The sequence below is a fragment of the Peribacillus sp. NPDC096379 genome, from assembly GCF_044762875.1.
Classification (GTDB): Bacteria; Bacillota; Bacilli; order Bacillales; family DSM-1321; genus Peribacillus.
The window spans coordinates 147,803-162,819 of record NZ_JBIWFD010000006.1; the positions used below are offsets into that span (position 1 = coordinate 147,803).

Annotated in this window: 12 protein-coding genes and 1 riboswitch; of the genes, 11 read left to right on the forward strand and 1 reads right to left on the reverse strand. The window is 39.9% G+C overall.

Annotation, left to right across the window (positions count from 1 at the left end):
• Positions 1–8: 8 nt before the first annotated feature.
• The 10 genes from ACIQZI_RS21395 (at position 9) to ACIQZI_RS21440 (ending at position 10,392) form a co-directional block, all read left to right on the forward strand.
• The gene (locus tag ACIQZI_RS21395; protein WP_403077109.1) at positions 9–575 is read left to right on the forward strand and encodes a hypothetical protein; all 567 of its coding nucleotides are present in this window, start codon (positions 9–11) and stop codon (positions 573–575) included.
• A 561-nt stretch (positions 576–1,136) separates the two neighbouring features.
• Entirely contained in the window at positions 1,137–2,465 is a 1,329-nt protein-coding gene (locus ACIQZI_RS21400) for a DEAD/DEAH box helicase (protein WP_403077111.1), read from the forward strand.
• 237 nt (positions 2,466–2,702) lie between these two features.
• Positions 2,703–3,047, forward strand: a complete 345-nt coding sequence (locus ACIQZI_RS21405) for a lmo0954 family membrane protein (RefSeq protein ID WP_403077114.1) — start codon at positions 2,703–2,705, stop codon at positions 3,045–3,047.
• 115 nt (positions 3,048–3,162) lie between these two features.
• On the forward strand, positions 3,163–3,810 hold the full coding sequence (locus ACIQZI_RS21410; RefSeq protein WP_403077118.1) for a PspA/IM30 family protein: 648 nt from the start codon (positions 3,163–3,165) through the stop codon (positions 3,808–3,810).
• 257 nt (positions 3,811–4,067) lie between these two features.
• A complete protein-coding gene (liaF, locus tag ACIQZI_RS21415; protein ID WP_062186421.1) occupies positions 4,068–4,811 on the forward strand; it encodes a cell wall-active antibiotics response protein LiaF in 744 nt (247 codons plus the stop codon).
• A complete protein-coding gene (locus ACIQZI_RS21420) occupies positions 4,808–5,854 on the forward strand; it encodes a sensor histidine kinase (protein ID WP_403077127.1) in 1,047 nt (348 codons plus the stop codon). Before liaF ends, ACIQZI_RS21420 begins: the two co-directional genes overlap by 4 nt.
• Positions 5,847–6,479: a response regulator gene (locus ACIQZI_RS21425; protein ID WP_062186417.1), complete on the forward strand. Its 633-nt coding sequence runs from the start codon at positions 5,847–5,849 to the stop codon at positions 6,477–6,479. Before ACIQZI_RS21420 ends, ACIQZI_RS21425 begins: the two co-directional genes overlap by 8 nt.
• A gap of 183 nt (positions 6,480–6,662) precedes the next feature.
• On the forward strand, positions 6,663–7,850 hold the full coding sequence (locus tag ACIQZI_RS21430) for a class I SAM-dependent methyltransferase (protein WP_403077131.1): 1,188 nt from the start codon (positions 6,663–6,665) through the stop codon (positions 7,848–7,850).
• Between the two features lie 317 nt (positions 7,851–8,167).
• Positions 8,168–8,274, forward strand: a riboswitch (SAM riboswitch).
• A gap of 91 nt (positions 8,275–8,365) precedes the next feature.
• Positions 8,366–9,415 carry an LLM class flavin-dependent oxidoreductase gene (locus ACIQZI_RS21435; protein WP_403077134.1) on the forward strand — a complete coding sequence of 350 codons (1,050 nt, stop codon included), beginning with the start codon at positions 8,366–8,368 and terminating at the stop codon, positions 9,413–9,415.
• Positions 9,416–9,444: 29 nt separating this feature from the next.
• On the forward strand, positions 9,445–10,392 hold the full coding sequence (locus ACIQZI_RS21440) for an ATP-grasp domain-containing protein (RefSeq protein ID WP_403077136.1): 948 nt from the start codon (positions 9,445–9,447) through the stop codon (positions 10,390–10,392).
• Positions 10,393–10,569: 177 nt separating this feature from the next.
• Here the strand turns inward: ACIQZI_RS21440 and ACIQZI_RS21445 are convergent, their stop codons facing one another.
• Complete coding sequence (locus tag ACIQZI_RS21445) at positions 10,570–12,132, reverse strand: ABC-F family ATP-binding cassette domain-containing protein (RefSeq protein ID WP_403077139.1); 1,563 nt, start codon at positions 12,130–12,132, stop codon at positions 10,570–10,572.
• Between the two features lie 270 nt (positions 12,133–12,402).
• Here ACIQZI_RS21445 and ACIQZI_RS21450 point away from each other — a divergent pair, with 270 nt between their 5' ends.
• Complete coding sequence (locus ACIQZI_RS21450; RefSeq protein ID WP_403077141.1) at positions 12,403–14,598, forward strand: DNA topoisomerase III; 2,196 nt, start codon at positions 12,403–12,405, stop codon at positions 14,596–14,598.
• Positions 14,599–15,017 lie beyond the last annotated feature (419 nt).

A 15,017-nucleotide genomic window follows, 5' to 3' on the forward strand; every position in this document is an offset into this window, starting at 1 on the left:
TGTAATGAATGAAAAAACCAACTTCAAGTATTCAAAGGGGACAAGCCCTTACCTTCCGAATCCCTTCTGATGCTCCAGATCACACATTAAGGCAATTGCGAAAATTAAAGGAGACAGAAAAACGCAACTTTTCCAGCACGATTGCAGAATATGTAATGGAAAGCGTGGGCCGTACAGCATTTCAGGATCAAGAAATGGTTGCGATTCCTCTGCCTCATAAATTAAGTAAAGCACAACGGGATTGGTTGAAGCATGCGCACTCTGAAGCTTTGCTTGGGAGTATTGTATACCAACTTTTAACGGATCCGCTTCGAGCAACTACTCTGCTTGCTTCTTTGAATAGCGGCGCACTCGATATTGAAGATGCCTTGTACTTACAAGAAGGACCAGCTGCTTCAATAGAGCCTGAGATGATTGAGGAAGATGTACAGGATCAGCAAAAGGACACTGAACTTGATTTGGATGACTTCGATTGGGGCCAGATGAATCAAGAAACAGAATCTCATGAAGAAAGTGGACAAGAAGAAGATCTAGATAATTTATTAGGTGACTTTCTTGCGCAAATGAATAAATAACGAAGGTGCCCCAAAAGGGTCTGACCTCATACTCTATCCACAGTTATGCACTTAATTTGAACTGTGGATAGTGGGTGGGGGCAGGCCTTGTGTTATGGGGCACCTTTCTTGTTGTCTGGGAAATAATGATGGCAGTAATCAGCTTTGTCAGTGAAGATGACTAGTTTAATAAAATAAGAAAAAATGGGTTATGAACACGACAGAAATGGTAACAGCGTATGGATACTTATGCGAGCCTAAGTTAGAGTTAGTGAGTTAAGTAATCAAGCCAACAGTTCTGCTTTTCTTGTAGTATTTCATTTAATGATAATACTCCCTTGTAAAATGAAATCATCTTGTCTGTTTTAAGTAGGTTAAGAAGGGGAACGATATTTGAAGTAATTATAGTCAAGATTTCAAAAAGGTCTATTTTTTCTAAACTACAATGATGCATGGTAACGCATTTTTGTTTCCTAAAAATAATGCTTATGTATGCTGTTTATAAGACAATATCGTCCTAAATAAATGGTATACTGGCATAAGTATTTTACTAAAAATGTACGGAGAGTAGGCAGGTGTAAAATGAAATTTACGGAACTTGGGATTCGTTTAACAGTTGAACAGATGTTGAACCAAAATGGGATTCATGAACCAACATCGATTCAAGAACGAGCAATTCCAGAAATTATAGCAAAAAAAGATGTCATAGCAAAGGCGCAAACGGGAACAGGAAAAACATTAGCGTTTTTACTTCCTATTATTGAAACGGTAGATCTCGAGGCTCGACATATTCAATCGTTAATTGTAACGCCGACAAGAGAGCTTGCGCTGCAGATTACTGCAGAACTTCAGAAGTTTGCAGACAATATTGAAGGCTTACATGTTTTGGCCGTTTACGGGGGTCAAGACGTAGAGCGTCAGATGAAAAAGCTTGAACGGGGTATTTCTGTTGTCGTTGCGACCCCGGGGAGGCTTCTTGATCATATGAGACGTGGAACGATCGATCTTTCACAGGTTGACAAGCTTGTGTTGGATGAAGCGGACCAAATGCTTCATATTGGTTTTTTGCCAGAGGTAGAAGAAATTATCGAGCATCTTCCGACTGAAAGACAAACCTTATTGTTTTCAGCGACCATGCCTGATCAGGTGAAACAGCTTTCGAAGCGTTTTATGCAAAGTCCAGTCACGATATCGGTTAAAAGTGAAGGTGTGACCGTTAAAGAGATTCGCCAGGTTGTCATCGAAACAACAGACCGTGCCAAGCAGGCAACATTGTTTAAAATGATTGATGAAGAGCGTCCATTTTTGGCGATTGTTTTTTGTAGAACAAAGCGCAGAGTATCTAAACTGCACGATGCATTGAAAAGTGCGGGATATAACGTGGATGAATTGCATGGTGACCTGTCCCAGGCGAAAAGAGAACGGGTAATGAAGAGTTTCCGTGAGGCTGCGATTCAAGTATTGGTAGCTACAGACGTCGCTGCACGGGGGCTGGATGTTGAAGGGGTTACCCATGTGTTTAATTATGATATTCCCGAAGATACAGAAAGCTATATTCATCGGATTGGGCGTACAGGACGGGCTGGCGAACATGGTCTGGCAGTTACCTTTGTCGCGGCAAAGGATGAGGAAGAACTGATGGAAATTGAAAAAGGGATACATTTGAAATTGGAGCGAAGAAGAATCGAAGGAATTAAAGTGAACGAAGCAACAGAAGCTCCGCGTAAGCCAAAACGCTCTCAAGGAAATAATGCGCGTCAGGATTACAACAAACGTCATGGAATAGAGAGTAAAGGAACGAAGAAAGAAAGCGGGAGAAAACGTGGGGGCGAAGGCAAGGGTTCTCAGGATTCAACAGCTTCTACTCGTTTTTCTTCATCAAAAGGAAATAGCGATCGGCGATCTAGATAGTAAAAAAGATGCCATAAGGGTCTGATCTCGTCCTCTTTATATAGTAGATAGTGCGGAACATACGCATCTAATACTGTATCTAGTAGGCATGGGATCGGCCTTTTTTTGTACGCTCTTTTGGCCTGTCTAGAAAATATACGCCTTAAGACGTACTTGAAAATATACCTCTAGCTCGTTATGGGAAATATGAAAACTAGATATGCTAGTAATACGAAATGACGAAAGGAGGAAAACGAAATGAAAAAATTCGGATTATTGATAGTGGGGGCGATTGCAGCGCTCATTTTGCTGGCGAATGTAGGACCACTCATCGGTTTAGCTATCTCTTTAGGAATTCTGTATTACAGTTGCAAACAGTTACTAAGTGTAGAGTCAGTATTTGCAAAAATTGCTTGGGTGATCGTCCTATTAATTGCTCTAAGCTTTGCTATCTCAAGTTTCCCTTCAGTATTAGGGCTAGTTGCGGCGTACATTCTCTTTGTGGTGTACCGCAAATGGAATAAATCTAAAGAAACGATCATCGAAGAAAGTAATGATCCTTTTACAAACTTTGAAAAGCAATGGGCAGATTTAAACAAATAAGAAAAAAGTTACGACATCATTCGTAAAGGTAAACGATGAAATACGTTAGAGTTGCTAGTTTAGCTAGGATAACAAGGCGGCGGAGAACACGCCCCAATTATTAGGAGGAATTCAAATGACCAACTTATTCTCAAGAATTAAGCAAACTATTTCAGCAGACTTTCATGAAATATTAGATAAAAAAGAAGAAAAAAATCCAATTGCTTTATTGAATCAGTACTTGCGTCAATGTGAGGCTGAAACTGAAAAAGTGCGTAAAATGGTAGAACGTCAATATCTATTAAAAAATGAATTTCACAGAGAACTTCAAGAAGCGGCAGATCTTGCAGAAAAACGAAAGCACCAAGCTGGGATTGCGGAACAGGCAGGAGAAAGTGAGTTGCAAAGCTTTGCGGATATAGAAAGTCAACAATACGCAGAGCGGGCTGTACGTCTTAAAGAGGCTCTTCATGAAAATGAAAAGCAATTAAGCGAGCTTGAACAAAAGTATCGTGAAATGAAGCATAAACTAAAAGACATGAGCATAAAGCGTATGGAGTTAATGGGGCGTGAAAACATCGCACGTGCTCATCACCGTATTAATACGGTTTTAGATACGACTATTCATCCTAATAAGCCGATTGCAAAATTTGAAGAAATGGAGAGCTACTTGGACCGGCTTGAACACGGGATTAACTCTTCTTATCACCGCAACACAATTGATGCAAAGATTATTCAGTTGGAAAAGGATATGAAAAATAAAGATACACAATCAATATCATAAATCACGTTTGTGAGAATAGAAAAAACCGTCTAAATATAGAGGAGGAATGGGGAATCCACTTTAATTATTTACGCCCTTTAAGTTAATGACAATTCGTTCCCTTTTCCTTCATATAAAACTCATGGTATTCTAGAGAGGCGTAGATTTCTGCGCCTTTCATTCTATCTTAAATTGTTGAAAAACCTTCATCTCCTAACTAGGTGGCGGATGACAGCGAATTAATAGAATCGAACGAGACAGCTAAAGGAGGAGATCCCTTGTTTAAACAACTGAAAACAGAATACTTAGGTTGGATATTTCTCATCGGTATCATCCTTCTTATATCTGAACTCGTCTTCTTTGATGGAGGACTTATCTACTCGCTTGCTTTAGCGACGGGTTGTCTGTATATCGGTAGAAAACTATCCCCGCGCTCTATGGGGAAAATTTTATACTTAATTGGGATTGTCAGTTCAGTTGTTATTGTGTTAAATATGATGATTTTTAAATTTTTTGTTTTTGCTGTATTTGGTTATATCTTGCTCGTATATTTCCAATCGAAGAAAAACCCAGAGTGGGTAAAACCGTATTTGATTGAACCAGAACGAAAAAAGGAACAGATTGAGTCAGAACCTTTATTGAAAAAAGAGTACTTGTTTGAAAATAAACTGATGGGTCACCAGAAAACCTCGGATGATGTATATGAATGGAATAATATTAATATTCAACGTGGGATTGGCGATACGGTTATTGATTTAAGTCACACAATCCTTCCGAAGGGTGAAGTGGTCATCTCTATTCAAAGCTTTGTTGGTAATTTGCAAGTCCTTATCCCATACGATACAGAAGTCAGGCTCCATCATTCTGTCATTGCTGGAAGAGCATCCATTTTTCAAAAGCAAGAAACAAAGGTATACAACCAAATTCTTTCTTACCAAACGACAGAATTTGAAACGGCAGACCAAAGAATCCATCTCATCACTTCGGTTGTCGTAGGCGATATCGAGGTGAAGCGAGTATGAACATTGTAACGCGGCAAATTGCAGCTTCTATGGGTTTAGCATTTTTGATTGGTCTTGTGTTAACGGCAGGACTATTTTTTTCCTTCCCTTTGAACAATTGGGAGATGTTGTGGGAAACAAAAGTGATGGATCTGCCATTTATCTTGTTTTATATTAGCTTGATTGTCCTAATTGGGATCGGATGTGGTTTTATAACAGGTTTGTCTTGGAAGCGGCAACTAAAAGAGATTAGCGACGAGCTCTATTTCGTAGAACAAGGACGACCGCCAGCCGGTAATGAAAATTACTTTGTTCAGGAATTAACGGCGATTTCTAAACAAATTGTCCGAGTGCATCACCAAGTTTCCGAACAAACGAAATTATCACAGAAGTTAGCAAATGATAAAGCGGAAGATCAGGAGAAAAGAATTCAAGAGATGGTTGTAAGGGAAAGAAACCGATTAGCGCGCGAATTACATGATTCTGTTAGCCAACAACTATTCGCCGCATCAATGCTTATGTCGGCTATTACTGAGTCAAACGGCGATGAAGATACTGGCAGTGCTAAACAGCTAAGAATGGTTGAGGGTATGATTCATCAGTCACAGCTCGAGATGAGGGCGTTGCTATTACATTTACGTCCTGTACCGCTTCATGATAAATCTCTTCAAGAAGGGATCGAAGAATTGCTTGTAGAATTATCGCAAAAAGTGCCAATGAAGGTAAAATGGAAGCTTGAGCCCATTCCGTTGAAAAAAGGGATTGAAGATCATCTTTTTCGAATTCTCCAAGAATCTGTTTCTAATACATTACGTCATGCAAAGGCGAATTCTTTAGAAGTTTTATTGATTGAGCGGGATGGTTTGTTGATTTTAAGAATCGTCGATGATGGAGTTGGTTTTGACATAGAAGCTAGTAAAGCTGGCTCATATGGCATGAACAATATGTATGAACGGGCAGTTGAAGTGGGAGGAACCTTAAAGGTGATTAGCCTCTTGGATAAAGGAACAAGACTTGAAGTGAAAATACCGATGCTAAATGCGGGAGGTGAGCAAGATGATTAATGTTATTTTTGTCGATGATCATGAAATGGTTCGAATTGGCGTTTCAGCTTATTTATCGGCACAGACAGATATTCAAGTGATTGGCGAAGCGGATGATGGAGCAACAGGTGTGAAAATGGCGCTTGAATTGCGACCTGATATTATCTTGATGGACTTGGTTATGAAGGAAATGGACGGAATTGAAGCAACCAGATTAATTATTGAACAATGGCCAGAGGCGAAAATTATTATCGTGACGAGCTTTTTGGATGATGAAAAAGTATATCCTGCTTTAGAAGCAGGAGCGACAAGCTATATGCTAAAAACCTCAAAAGCGAGTGAAATTGCCAACGCTGTGCGTTCTACATTTCATGGTCAAATCGTTCTTGAACCAGAAGTTACCGGTAAAATGATGGCGAAGATGAGGAAGAAACCAGAAACAGCTGCTCATGAATCATTAACCAATCGGGAAATGGAAATATTACTACTAATGGCTCAGGGGAAAACAAATCAGGAGATTGCAAATGAGCTGTTTATTGCTTTAAAAACAGCCAAAGTGCATGTGAGCAGCATTTTAAGTAAGCTTGATGTTCAAGATCGTACACAGGCGGTTATTTACGCCTTTAAACATTCTTTGGTGGAATAAGAAGTGAGGGGCGTTCATTGGCTTGTTACCAGTATGAAGAACTCTTCGTTAAAAAAGTAAACTCAACTCCAATTAGATAGTACGACCAGTGCTATATAGCGGGCTTTTTGTACACTTTTTTAAGTAAGTGCAGCTAGGTCTTTATCCTAGATGTAAAACAAGAAAATGCAATGTGGAGGGTTTATGAAATCATCAAACGCACAAACTGCGATAGAGGTAGGTCGTTTATTAGAAGGGGAGAGTATCCCGTATCAATTTACTTATGCTGCGGCCCTGCTAATTCAAGGTGTCTCAGTACAAGAACCATTTGAAATAACAGTTGATGTACAGTGGGATTTATTTAATGAGGCTCATCAGTTATTTAAGGGCTTTTCGCCATCTCATCCTACAAAGACGACTGAGAGCGCGTCATTTCAATTTAGTGTGGGAGAGCAGTTAGTTACTGTGGTTTGCAATTATAATACGACGATAAAAACCGACCCGTATCGGATTTCAATAGTCACCGAAGGAGTAGAACTTTGGTGCCAATCTCTCTATAGTTATTTTTATGATGAAGAGATGGCGGTGTTCAGTGGACCTATTCATGCCCATTTAGCGGGGATTCAGCAAGGTTTTACCGAAGGGAATGAAGCTGCGTGGAATCAGAATAATTATGTTGCCTTAGTGAATCGCTACGGAGAGCCTGGGCAGCTTGCATCGAAAATCCTCTATAATCCGAAATGGCGTCTGCAACCTTTTTACCAGTATATGGGGGACTTGCAAAAGAAGAAAGTGATGCATCTGATGGGTTCTAATGGAGTGAAGGCTGTAGCAATGGCTGCACTTGGGGCTGAGGTTAAGGTTGTAGACTTTTCGCGGGAAAATGCAGCATTTGCTAAGGAATTGGCCGAAGCAGCACAAGTTTCAGTGGATTATATTATATCGGATGTCCTGTCGATAACTGGGGACCATGCTAATAATAATCATGATCTAGTTTTGATGGAGCTTGGCGTTTTGCATTATCTAATTGATTTAGCACCGTTAATGGAGATTGTTCAAGCAATCCTAAAGCCGGGCGGCCGCTTTATTTTACATGAGTTTCACCCGATATCTACTAAACTAATTACTTCATCTGGAAAAAAGCATAAAGTAATGGGTAATTATTTTGACCCCACGATTGAATCAAATAATGTAGCATTTTCCAAGCATATGCCAGATGGTGAACAAGAAAAACTATTACAAGTAGTACAGCGGAAGTGGACAATAGGAGAGCTTGTCACTGCAGTTGGTAAATCAGGGCTCGTTATCAAAGTACTTGAAGAAGAGCCGAATCATAAGATGCATGATATTGGATTACCAAAAACGTATACGCTTGTAGCGGAAAAAGGATAAAGAATATTAAGACCTTGAGCAATCTATTTTGTGCAAGTTGTATAGTCAAGTCAGCGGATAGGAAGGCCTTTTGTTTAACTTACAATGGATGGGTAAATTTGACTTCCGGCGCAGGAAGTGGCGAATCGTGGTCGATATGCCCTTTAAAGGATACTAGAAAGAACGGTGAGAGGATATTCAAAAAAGGTCAGGCCTTTTTTGAATATCCTCTTTTTTATAAATGATATTTCATTTTTCTGATTTATGCAAACATATGTCTTGACGAACACCAAAGGTATAATATAAGATTATTCTAATTATTACTATAATTTAATATGTTCTTATCGAGAGAGGTGGAGGGACTGGCCCTTTGAAGCCCGGCAACCGTTGACAATTGTCAGTACGGTGCTAATTCCAGCGGAGTAATGGCTCTGGCAGATAAGGTGGAATGCAATCGCAAACTTCTTCTTATCGGAGAAGTTTTTTTGTCTTATCGAAGAAGGAGCCAATAATTTAATCATAGAGGAGATAGGGAAATGAGATATGGTTATTGGTTGCCGATATTCGGCGGATGGTTACGGAATGTAGAAGATGAGAAAATGCCCCCAACTTTTGAGTATGCGAAAAAGGTAACACAAGCTGCAGAAAAGTGGGGCTATGATACAACCCTCGTCGCTGAACTCAATTTAAATGATATTAAAGGTCCTGAGAGTGATTCACTTGAAGCTTGGTCAACGGCAGCTGCCCTTGCAGCTGTGACGGATAAGATTGAAATTATGACAGCTGTCAGACCTGGTTTTCATAATCCGGCGGTAACGGCAAAAATGGCGGCGAATATTGATCAAATCTCAAACGGCCGATTTACATTGAATGTTGTCTCTGCGTGGTGGGAGGAAGAGGCTCGTCAGTATGGCGGAGCTTTTACAGCCCATGATGAACGCTATGAGCGAACAGAGGAATTCCTTGAGGTGCTTAAAGGTTTATGGACAGAAGATACATTTTCATATGATGGGAAGTATTATTCGATTACCAATACTCATTTGCATCCGAAGCCTGTACAGCGCCCGAATCCAATTCTTTATGCGGGTGGAGAAAGTCCACGTGGCAAAGAGACAATTGTCAATCAGTGTGATGCATATGTCATGCATGGTGGCACAGTTGAGGAAGTTGCTGTGAAAATTCAAGGAATGAAGCAGCAAAGAGAAGCGGCAGGGAAATCACCATTTTCAAGCTTCGGAATGGCTGCTTACGTCGTATGCCGAGATACAGAAGAACAAGCCCAGGAAGAACTAGCACGAATTACGGATGTGAAAGAATCGAGTGCCTATGCTGGATATAATGACTTTATAAGCAAGTCACAGCTTGAGCAACAGGTCAAGTTATTCGACTACTCTGTTTCAAATCGTGGGCTGCGTCCGAATCTAATTGGAACCCCCGACCAAATTGCTGACCAAATTCTTGCATTTGAAGAAGTGGGCGTTGATTTGTTATTGCTGCAATTTTCTCCTCAGCTTGAAGAGATGGAGCGATTTGCTAAACAAGTAATGCCGCTCGTTGAAGAAAAACGTACAAGAATTCAAGTATAAAGACAAAGATGAACTTAGGAGGCAATAAAATGAGTAAAATTTACGTTATTCATGAAAATAGCGAGTGGACCGCCCATCTAACGAAACGGTTAGAAGAACTTCAATTGCCATATGAGGAGTGGCATCTTGATGAAGGGATCGTCGATTTGACGGAAGCTCCGCCGGAAGGAGTATTTTATAGTCGGATGAGTGCTTCTTCTCATACGAGAGGTCATCGTTATGCTCCAGAATTAACGGAAGGTGTCTTATCATGGCTAGAAGAACATGATCGCACTGTATTTAACGGCACGCGTGCATTACGTTTAGAGTTAAGCAAGATTAATCAGTATACCGCTTTAAGAAAACAAGGGATTAGGGTACCGAAAACGATTGCGGCAATTGGTAGAGATAACATTCTTGCTGCAGCTGAAAAGATCGGTACAGCTTCGTTTATTACTAAGCATAACCGGGCAGGAAAAGGGCTTGGTGTTCAATTATTCCATTCTATAGACGGATTAAAACAATATTTGGATGGGGCGGCATTCGAAGAACCCATAGATGGTATTACTTTGATTCAAGAGTATATTAAAGCTCCAGAACCATTTATCACGCGTTGTGAGTTTGTTGGTGGGAAATTTGTCTATGCGGTTCAAGTGGATACTTCAGAAGGATTTGAACTTTGTCCAGCTGATGCTTGTCAAATCGGTGATCTATTCTGCCCAGTGGGGGAGGAAGTTGAAGAAAAGCCAAAATTCCAAATTGTAGAAGGTATTGAAGAGTCAATCATTGAAAATTATGAACAATTTTTAAAGGCAAATCAAATTACCGTTGCTGGCATCGAATTTATTCGCAATGAAAAAGGTGAGATATTCACATACGATGTGAATACGAATACTAATTATAATTCAGACGCTGAGAAGGCAGCTGGAAAGTATGGCATGCTTGAATTGGCGAAGTTTTTAGGGGCACAATTGAAAACAACAGAGGCTGTTAGATAGTAGTAATGCAGGCTCCTCCTTAAAATTAGGAGGAGCCTCTTTTGTTAAGTTGAAAAAACGAGGGTGTTTCATAAGGGTCTGACCTCGCACTCTAAATCAGTATGCAGTGTTTCATACACTTATCTTGTACTGGGTTTAGTTGTTGCGGGGTCTGACCCTTTACTTTTTTTATAAACGTTAAGCCTGTGCTTCGTTTTTATCTACCCAGTCTTCTACATTCCAAACTTTTGTCACCCAATCTTCATAAAAATCAGGTTCATGGCAGACAAGGACGATAGTCCCTTTATATGCTTGCATCGCACGTTTCAATTCTTCTTTAGCTACAACATCTAGGTGATTTGTCGGCTCGTCAAAAATAAGCCAATTGCTTTCGTTCATCATTAATTTACAAATACGTACCTTTGATTGCTCTCCACCACTTAGTTGATTCATTGGGCGTGTGATGTGCTCATTTTTCAAACCAACGCGTGCAAGAATGCCGCGAACCTGTGCTTGTTCTAAGCCAGGGAAAGCATTCCAAATTTCATCAATCGGCGTTGTGTCCCCAGCTTTCACTTCTTGCTCGAAATAAGAAGGGAAAAGGAAGTCTCCGAGGATCCGTTTTCCACTAAGCGGTTCAATTTTCCCGAGAATGGTTTTTAATAATGTTGATTTTCCAACCCCGTTCATGCCAACAACTGCAATTTTTTCGCCGCGTTCAATCGTCATGGTTAGTTTCGGAAGTAGTGGGTGGTCATAGCCAATTTCAAGATTCTCGCCTTCGAAGACATAACGACCGCTACCGCGTGATTCCTTGAAGTCAAAGGTTGGTTTCATAGCTGTTTCAGGACGGTCAATTCGTTCGATTCGTTCAAGTTGTTTTTGACGGCTTTTCGCACGGCCAGATGTCGAGTAACGAGCTTTGTTTTTGGCAATAAAGTCTTCTTGCTTTTTAATGAAATCCTTTTGTTTTTCATAGGCGTTGATATGCTGATTTTTATTAATCTCCGCAAGTTCAAGGAATTTTTCATAAGTAGCTGTATATCGAGTTAGCTTAGAAAATTCAAGATGGAAAATTATATCCACTACCCCGTTCATAAATTCTGTATCATGGGAAATTAAAAGAAAAGCATGTGGATATTCTTTCAAGTAACTGCTTAACCAGCGAATATGCTCCACATCTAGGTAGTTGGTAGGCTCATCGAGTAAAAGGACCTCAGGTTGTTCAAGCAAGAGCTTAGCTAATAATACTTTTGTTCGCTGGCCACCACTCAAGGAAGCGACGTCACGATCGAGACCGATGGCATCCAAACCAAGGCCACGGGCAGCTTCTTCAATCTTAATATCTAAATTATAAAAACCGCCAGCTTCTAGCTTATCTTGAATCTTCCCCATTTGCTCGAGTAGATCTTCCAATTCCTCTGGAGTGGCAGTTCCCATTTTTTCCGTTACTTCATTCAATAACTTTTCCTGTTCGAATAAAGGAAGGTAAGCATCACGCAACACATTACGCATTGTTCTTCCTTTTGTAAGGACGGTATGCTGATCTAAATATCCGTATTCGGTACCGGGTGTCCATTCCACGCGTCCAGTATCATGAATCAACTGTCCTGTGATGACGTTCATCATGGTCGATTTTCCAACGCCGTTTGCACCGACTAACCCAACATGTTCACCAGCCATCAAGCGGAATGATACGTCTTTGAATAGTGTACGATCACCGAATGAATGGCCTAATTTATCTATAGAAAGTAAACTCATTTCTTTTGGAACCTCCATTGAAAAGTAAAAAACTCTATTTTTTATCATACTAAAATCCTTGATAGATTACTATGCTTCACCAAGAAGAATTGAATGGGAATTCGTAGTGAAGGATTTATCGACAAATTTCCCAGGAAATCGATGTTTCGCCCTTCAAGCCATTTTGTGAGATAATAAACGTAAAGCTTTTTAAGGAAAAATAAGAAAGTGTATAGATTTCTAACAAGTTTTACGTTTTCTTATTATGGAATTTTGAAAGGGTGTTTTTTTATGAGTAAAACTGTCGTGCTGGCTGAGAAGCCATCAGTCGGAAGAGATATAGCAAAGGTCTTGAATGCGCACAAAAAAGGGAATGGCTTTTTTGAGGGTGATCAATATATTGTAACATGGGCACTCGGACATTTAGTGACCCATGCAGACCCTGAGGCCTATGATGAAAAATATAAGGCATGGAAGCTTGAAGATTTGCCAATGTTGCCGCCTACATTAAAGTTGGTCGTGATTAAGCAGTCAGGCAAACAATTTCAAGCTGTCAAAACCCAGCTGAACCGTCCTGATGTTAAGAATGTTGTGATTGCAACCGATGCCGGTCGTGAGGGGGAGCTCGTTGCTCGTTGGATTCTAGAAAAGGCAAATATAAAAAAGCCTGTGAAGCGTCTTTGGATCTCATCTGTAACAGATAAAGCGATTAAAGATGGCTTTAACAAGTTGCGTGATGGGAAGGAATATGAAAATCTATATGCTTCAGCCGTTGCACGCGCTGAGGCGGATTGGATTGTCGGCATGAATGCGACACGTGCATTAACGACAAAGCATAATGCCCAATTATCATGTGGGCGGGTGCAGACGCCGACAGTGGCGATGATCGGTACACGCGAAGAAGAAATTAAAAGATTTCAGCCAAAACCATTTTATGGTGTATCTGTAACAACTGAACCTAAGCTCCGTCTTGTCTGGCAGGACAGCAAGACAAATGATATCCGGACCTTTGATAAAGCAAAGGTAGAGCATGTACTTACTGCTGTGAAAAATAAAAAAGCAGAAGTGGTGGATGTACAAAAAGCACATAAAAAATCATTTGCTCCACAGTTATATGATTTGACAGAATTGCAAAGAGATGCGAATAAAAAGTTTGGTTATTCAGCAAAAGAGACATTATCGATCATGCAAAGATTGTACGAAAGTCATAAAGTCTTAACCTACCCAAGAACAGATTCACGCTTTTTATCAACAGATTTAGTAGATACATTGAAGGAACGGCTTCAAGCAGTTAGCATTAAACCTTACGCTCCATTTGCGGCTAAAATTCTTCGTAGTCCGATTAAAGCTAATAAATCTTTTGTGGATGATAGTAAAGTTTCCGATCATCACGCCATCATTCCGACCGAGCAAACACCGCTTCCGGGGAAGCTAAGTGATAAGGAATTAAAAATTTATGATTTAGTTGTCAAAAGGTTTCTAGCGGTTCTAATGCCACCATTTGAATATGAGCAAACAACGATCAAAGTTAATATTGGCGGGGAAAACTTTGCGGCCAAAGGAAAAGTGGTCCTGAAGTCGGGATGGAAAGATGTATATGATTCTCATTTTGAAGATGAGGAAGTAGGCGATGGTCTTGCTGAACAATTACTGCCAGCCATAAATAAGGGAGATATCCTTTCTATTTCATCTATTAAAGAAACACAGGGAGAAACAAAGCCGCCTGAACCATTTAATGAAGCTACACTGCTTTCAGCAATGGAAAATCCAGCACGTTTTATGTCAGGAGAAAGCAAAGAACTGATTAAGACAATAGGGGAAACAGGTGGAATCGGGACCGTTGCTACAAGAGCTGATATTATAGAGAAGCTGTTTAATTCTTTTTTAATAGAGAAAAAAGGAAAAGGACTTCATGTTACATCAAAGGGCAAGCAACTGCTAGATTTGGCCCCGCAAGAGCTACGTTCCCCTGCATTAACCGCGCAATGGGAGCAAAAGCTGACAGCCATTGCCAAAGGGAAATTGCCGAAGCAAGCCTTTATTGGTGAGATGAGAGAATATGCAAAAAATATTGTCCGAGAAATCAAAAACAGTGATAAGAGATTTAAGCATGATAATATCACAGGAAGTAAATGTCCGGATTGCGGCAAGCTTTTATTAGAAGTGAATGGGAAAAAAGGCAAAATGCTTGTTTGTCAGGACCGTGAATGCGGCTATCGAAAAGGTGTATCTCGTGCCACAAACGCTAGATGTCCACAATGTCATAAGAAAATGGAAATGCGTGGTCAAGGAGAAGCGCAAACCTTCGTCTGCAAATGTGGGTATCATGAAAAACTATCTTCTTTTACTAAGAGAAAAGGGAAAAATAACAATCAAAGGGCTACCAAACAAGATGTTTCGAAGTATCTTAAACACCAGGATAAAAAAGAAGAACCTATTAATACTGCACTTGCTGACGCATTAGCTAAGCTGAAGTTTGATAAATGAATGAATGAAAAAATCTGTGGAGTAATTAAAGCGCCGCAGATTTTTTTCATTCAATTATAATTCTTTTGAAATAGTTGTTGACTTCCGTATTGTGAAATAGTAATATTTAATTTGTTGCTAAGGAGTTCTAGCAAATTAGACACTTTCATTTTGTGAAATATTACAGAAGATAACGAAACGGGTATGGATTTTAAGTTATTCTGTTTTCAGTTATCGAGGTAAAAGTATTTTATAAAAGTAATTGACAAAATGGAAGATGAGATGATATATTAATATCCTGTCTTAAACAAATAGTTCTTTGAAAACTAAACAAAGCAGAAACGTCAACGTTTTAATTGAAGTGAGTACACACTATAAAAACAATGAGCAAGTCAAACACTTTTTGGAGAGTTTGATCCTGGCTCAGGACGAACGCTGGC

Excerpts from the sequence above, each read along its gene's own strand:
- ACIQZI_RS21420 (WP_403077127.1), top strand. The coding sequence starts at position 4,808 with ATGAACATTGTAACGCGGCAAATTGCAGCTTCTATGGGTTTAGCATTT.
- ACIQZI_RS21450 (WP_403077141.1), top strand. The coding sequence starts at position 12,403 with ATGAGTAAAACTGTCGTGCTGGCTGAGAAGCCATCAGTCGGAAGAGAT.
- ACIQZI_RS21430 (WP_403077131.1), top strand. The coding sequence starts at position 6,663 with ATGAAATCATCAAACGCACAAACTGCGATAGAGGTAGGTCGTTTATTA.
- ACIQZI_RS21410 (WP_403077118.1), top strand. The coding sequence starts at position 3,163 with ATGACCAACTTATTCTCAAGAATTAAGCAAACTATTTCAGCAGACTTT.
- ACIQZI_RS21445 (WP_403077139.1), bottom strand. The coding sequence starts at position 12,132 with ATGAGTTTACTTTCTATAGATAAATTAGGCCATTCATTCGGTGATCGT.
- ACIQZI_RS21435 (WP_403077134.1), top strand. The coding sequence starts at position 8,366 with ATGAGATATGGTTATTGGTTGCCGATATTCGGCGGATGGTTACGGAAT.
- ACIQZI_RS21395 (WP_403077109.1), top strand. The coding sequence starts at position 9 with ATGAAAAAACCAACTTCAAGTATTCAAAGGGGACAAGCCCTTACCTTC.
- ACIQZI_RS21440 (WP_403077136.1), top strand. The coding sequence starts at position 9,445 with ATGAGTAAAATTTACGTTATTCATGAAAATAGCGAGTGGACCGCCCAT.
- ACIQZI_RS21400 (WP_403077111.1), top strand. The coding sequence starts at position 1,137 with ATGAAATTTACGGAACTTGGGATTCGTTTAACAGTTGAACAGATGTTG.
- ACIQZI_RS21405 (WP_403077114.1), top strand. The coding sequence starts at position 2,703 with ATGAAAAAATTCGGATTATTGATAGTGGGGGCGATTGCAGCGCTCATT.
- ACIQZI_RS21425 (WP_062186417.1), top strand. The coding sequence starts at position 5,847 with ATGATTAATGTTATTTTTGTCGATGATCATGAAATGGTTCGAATTGGC.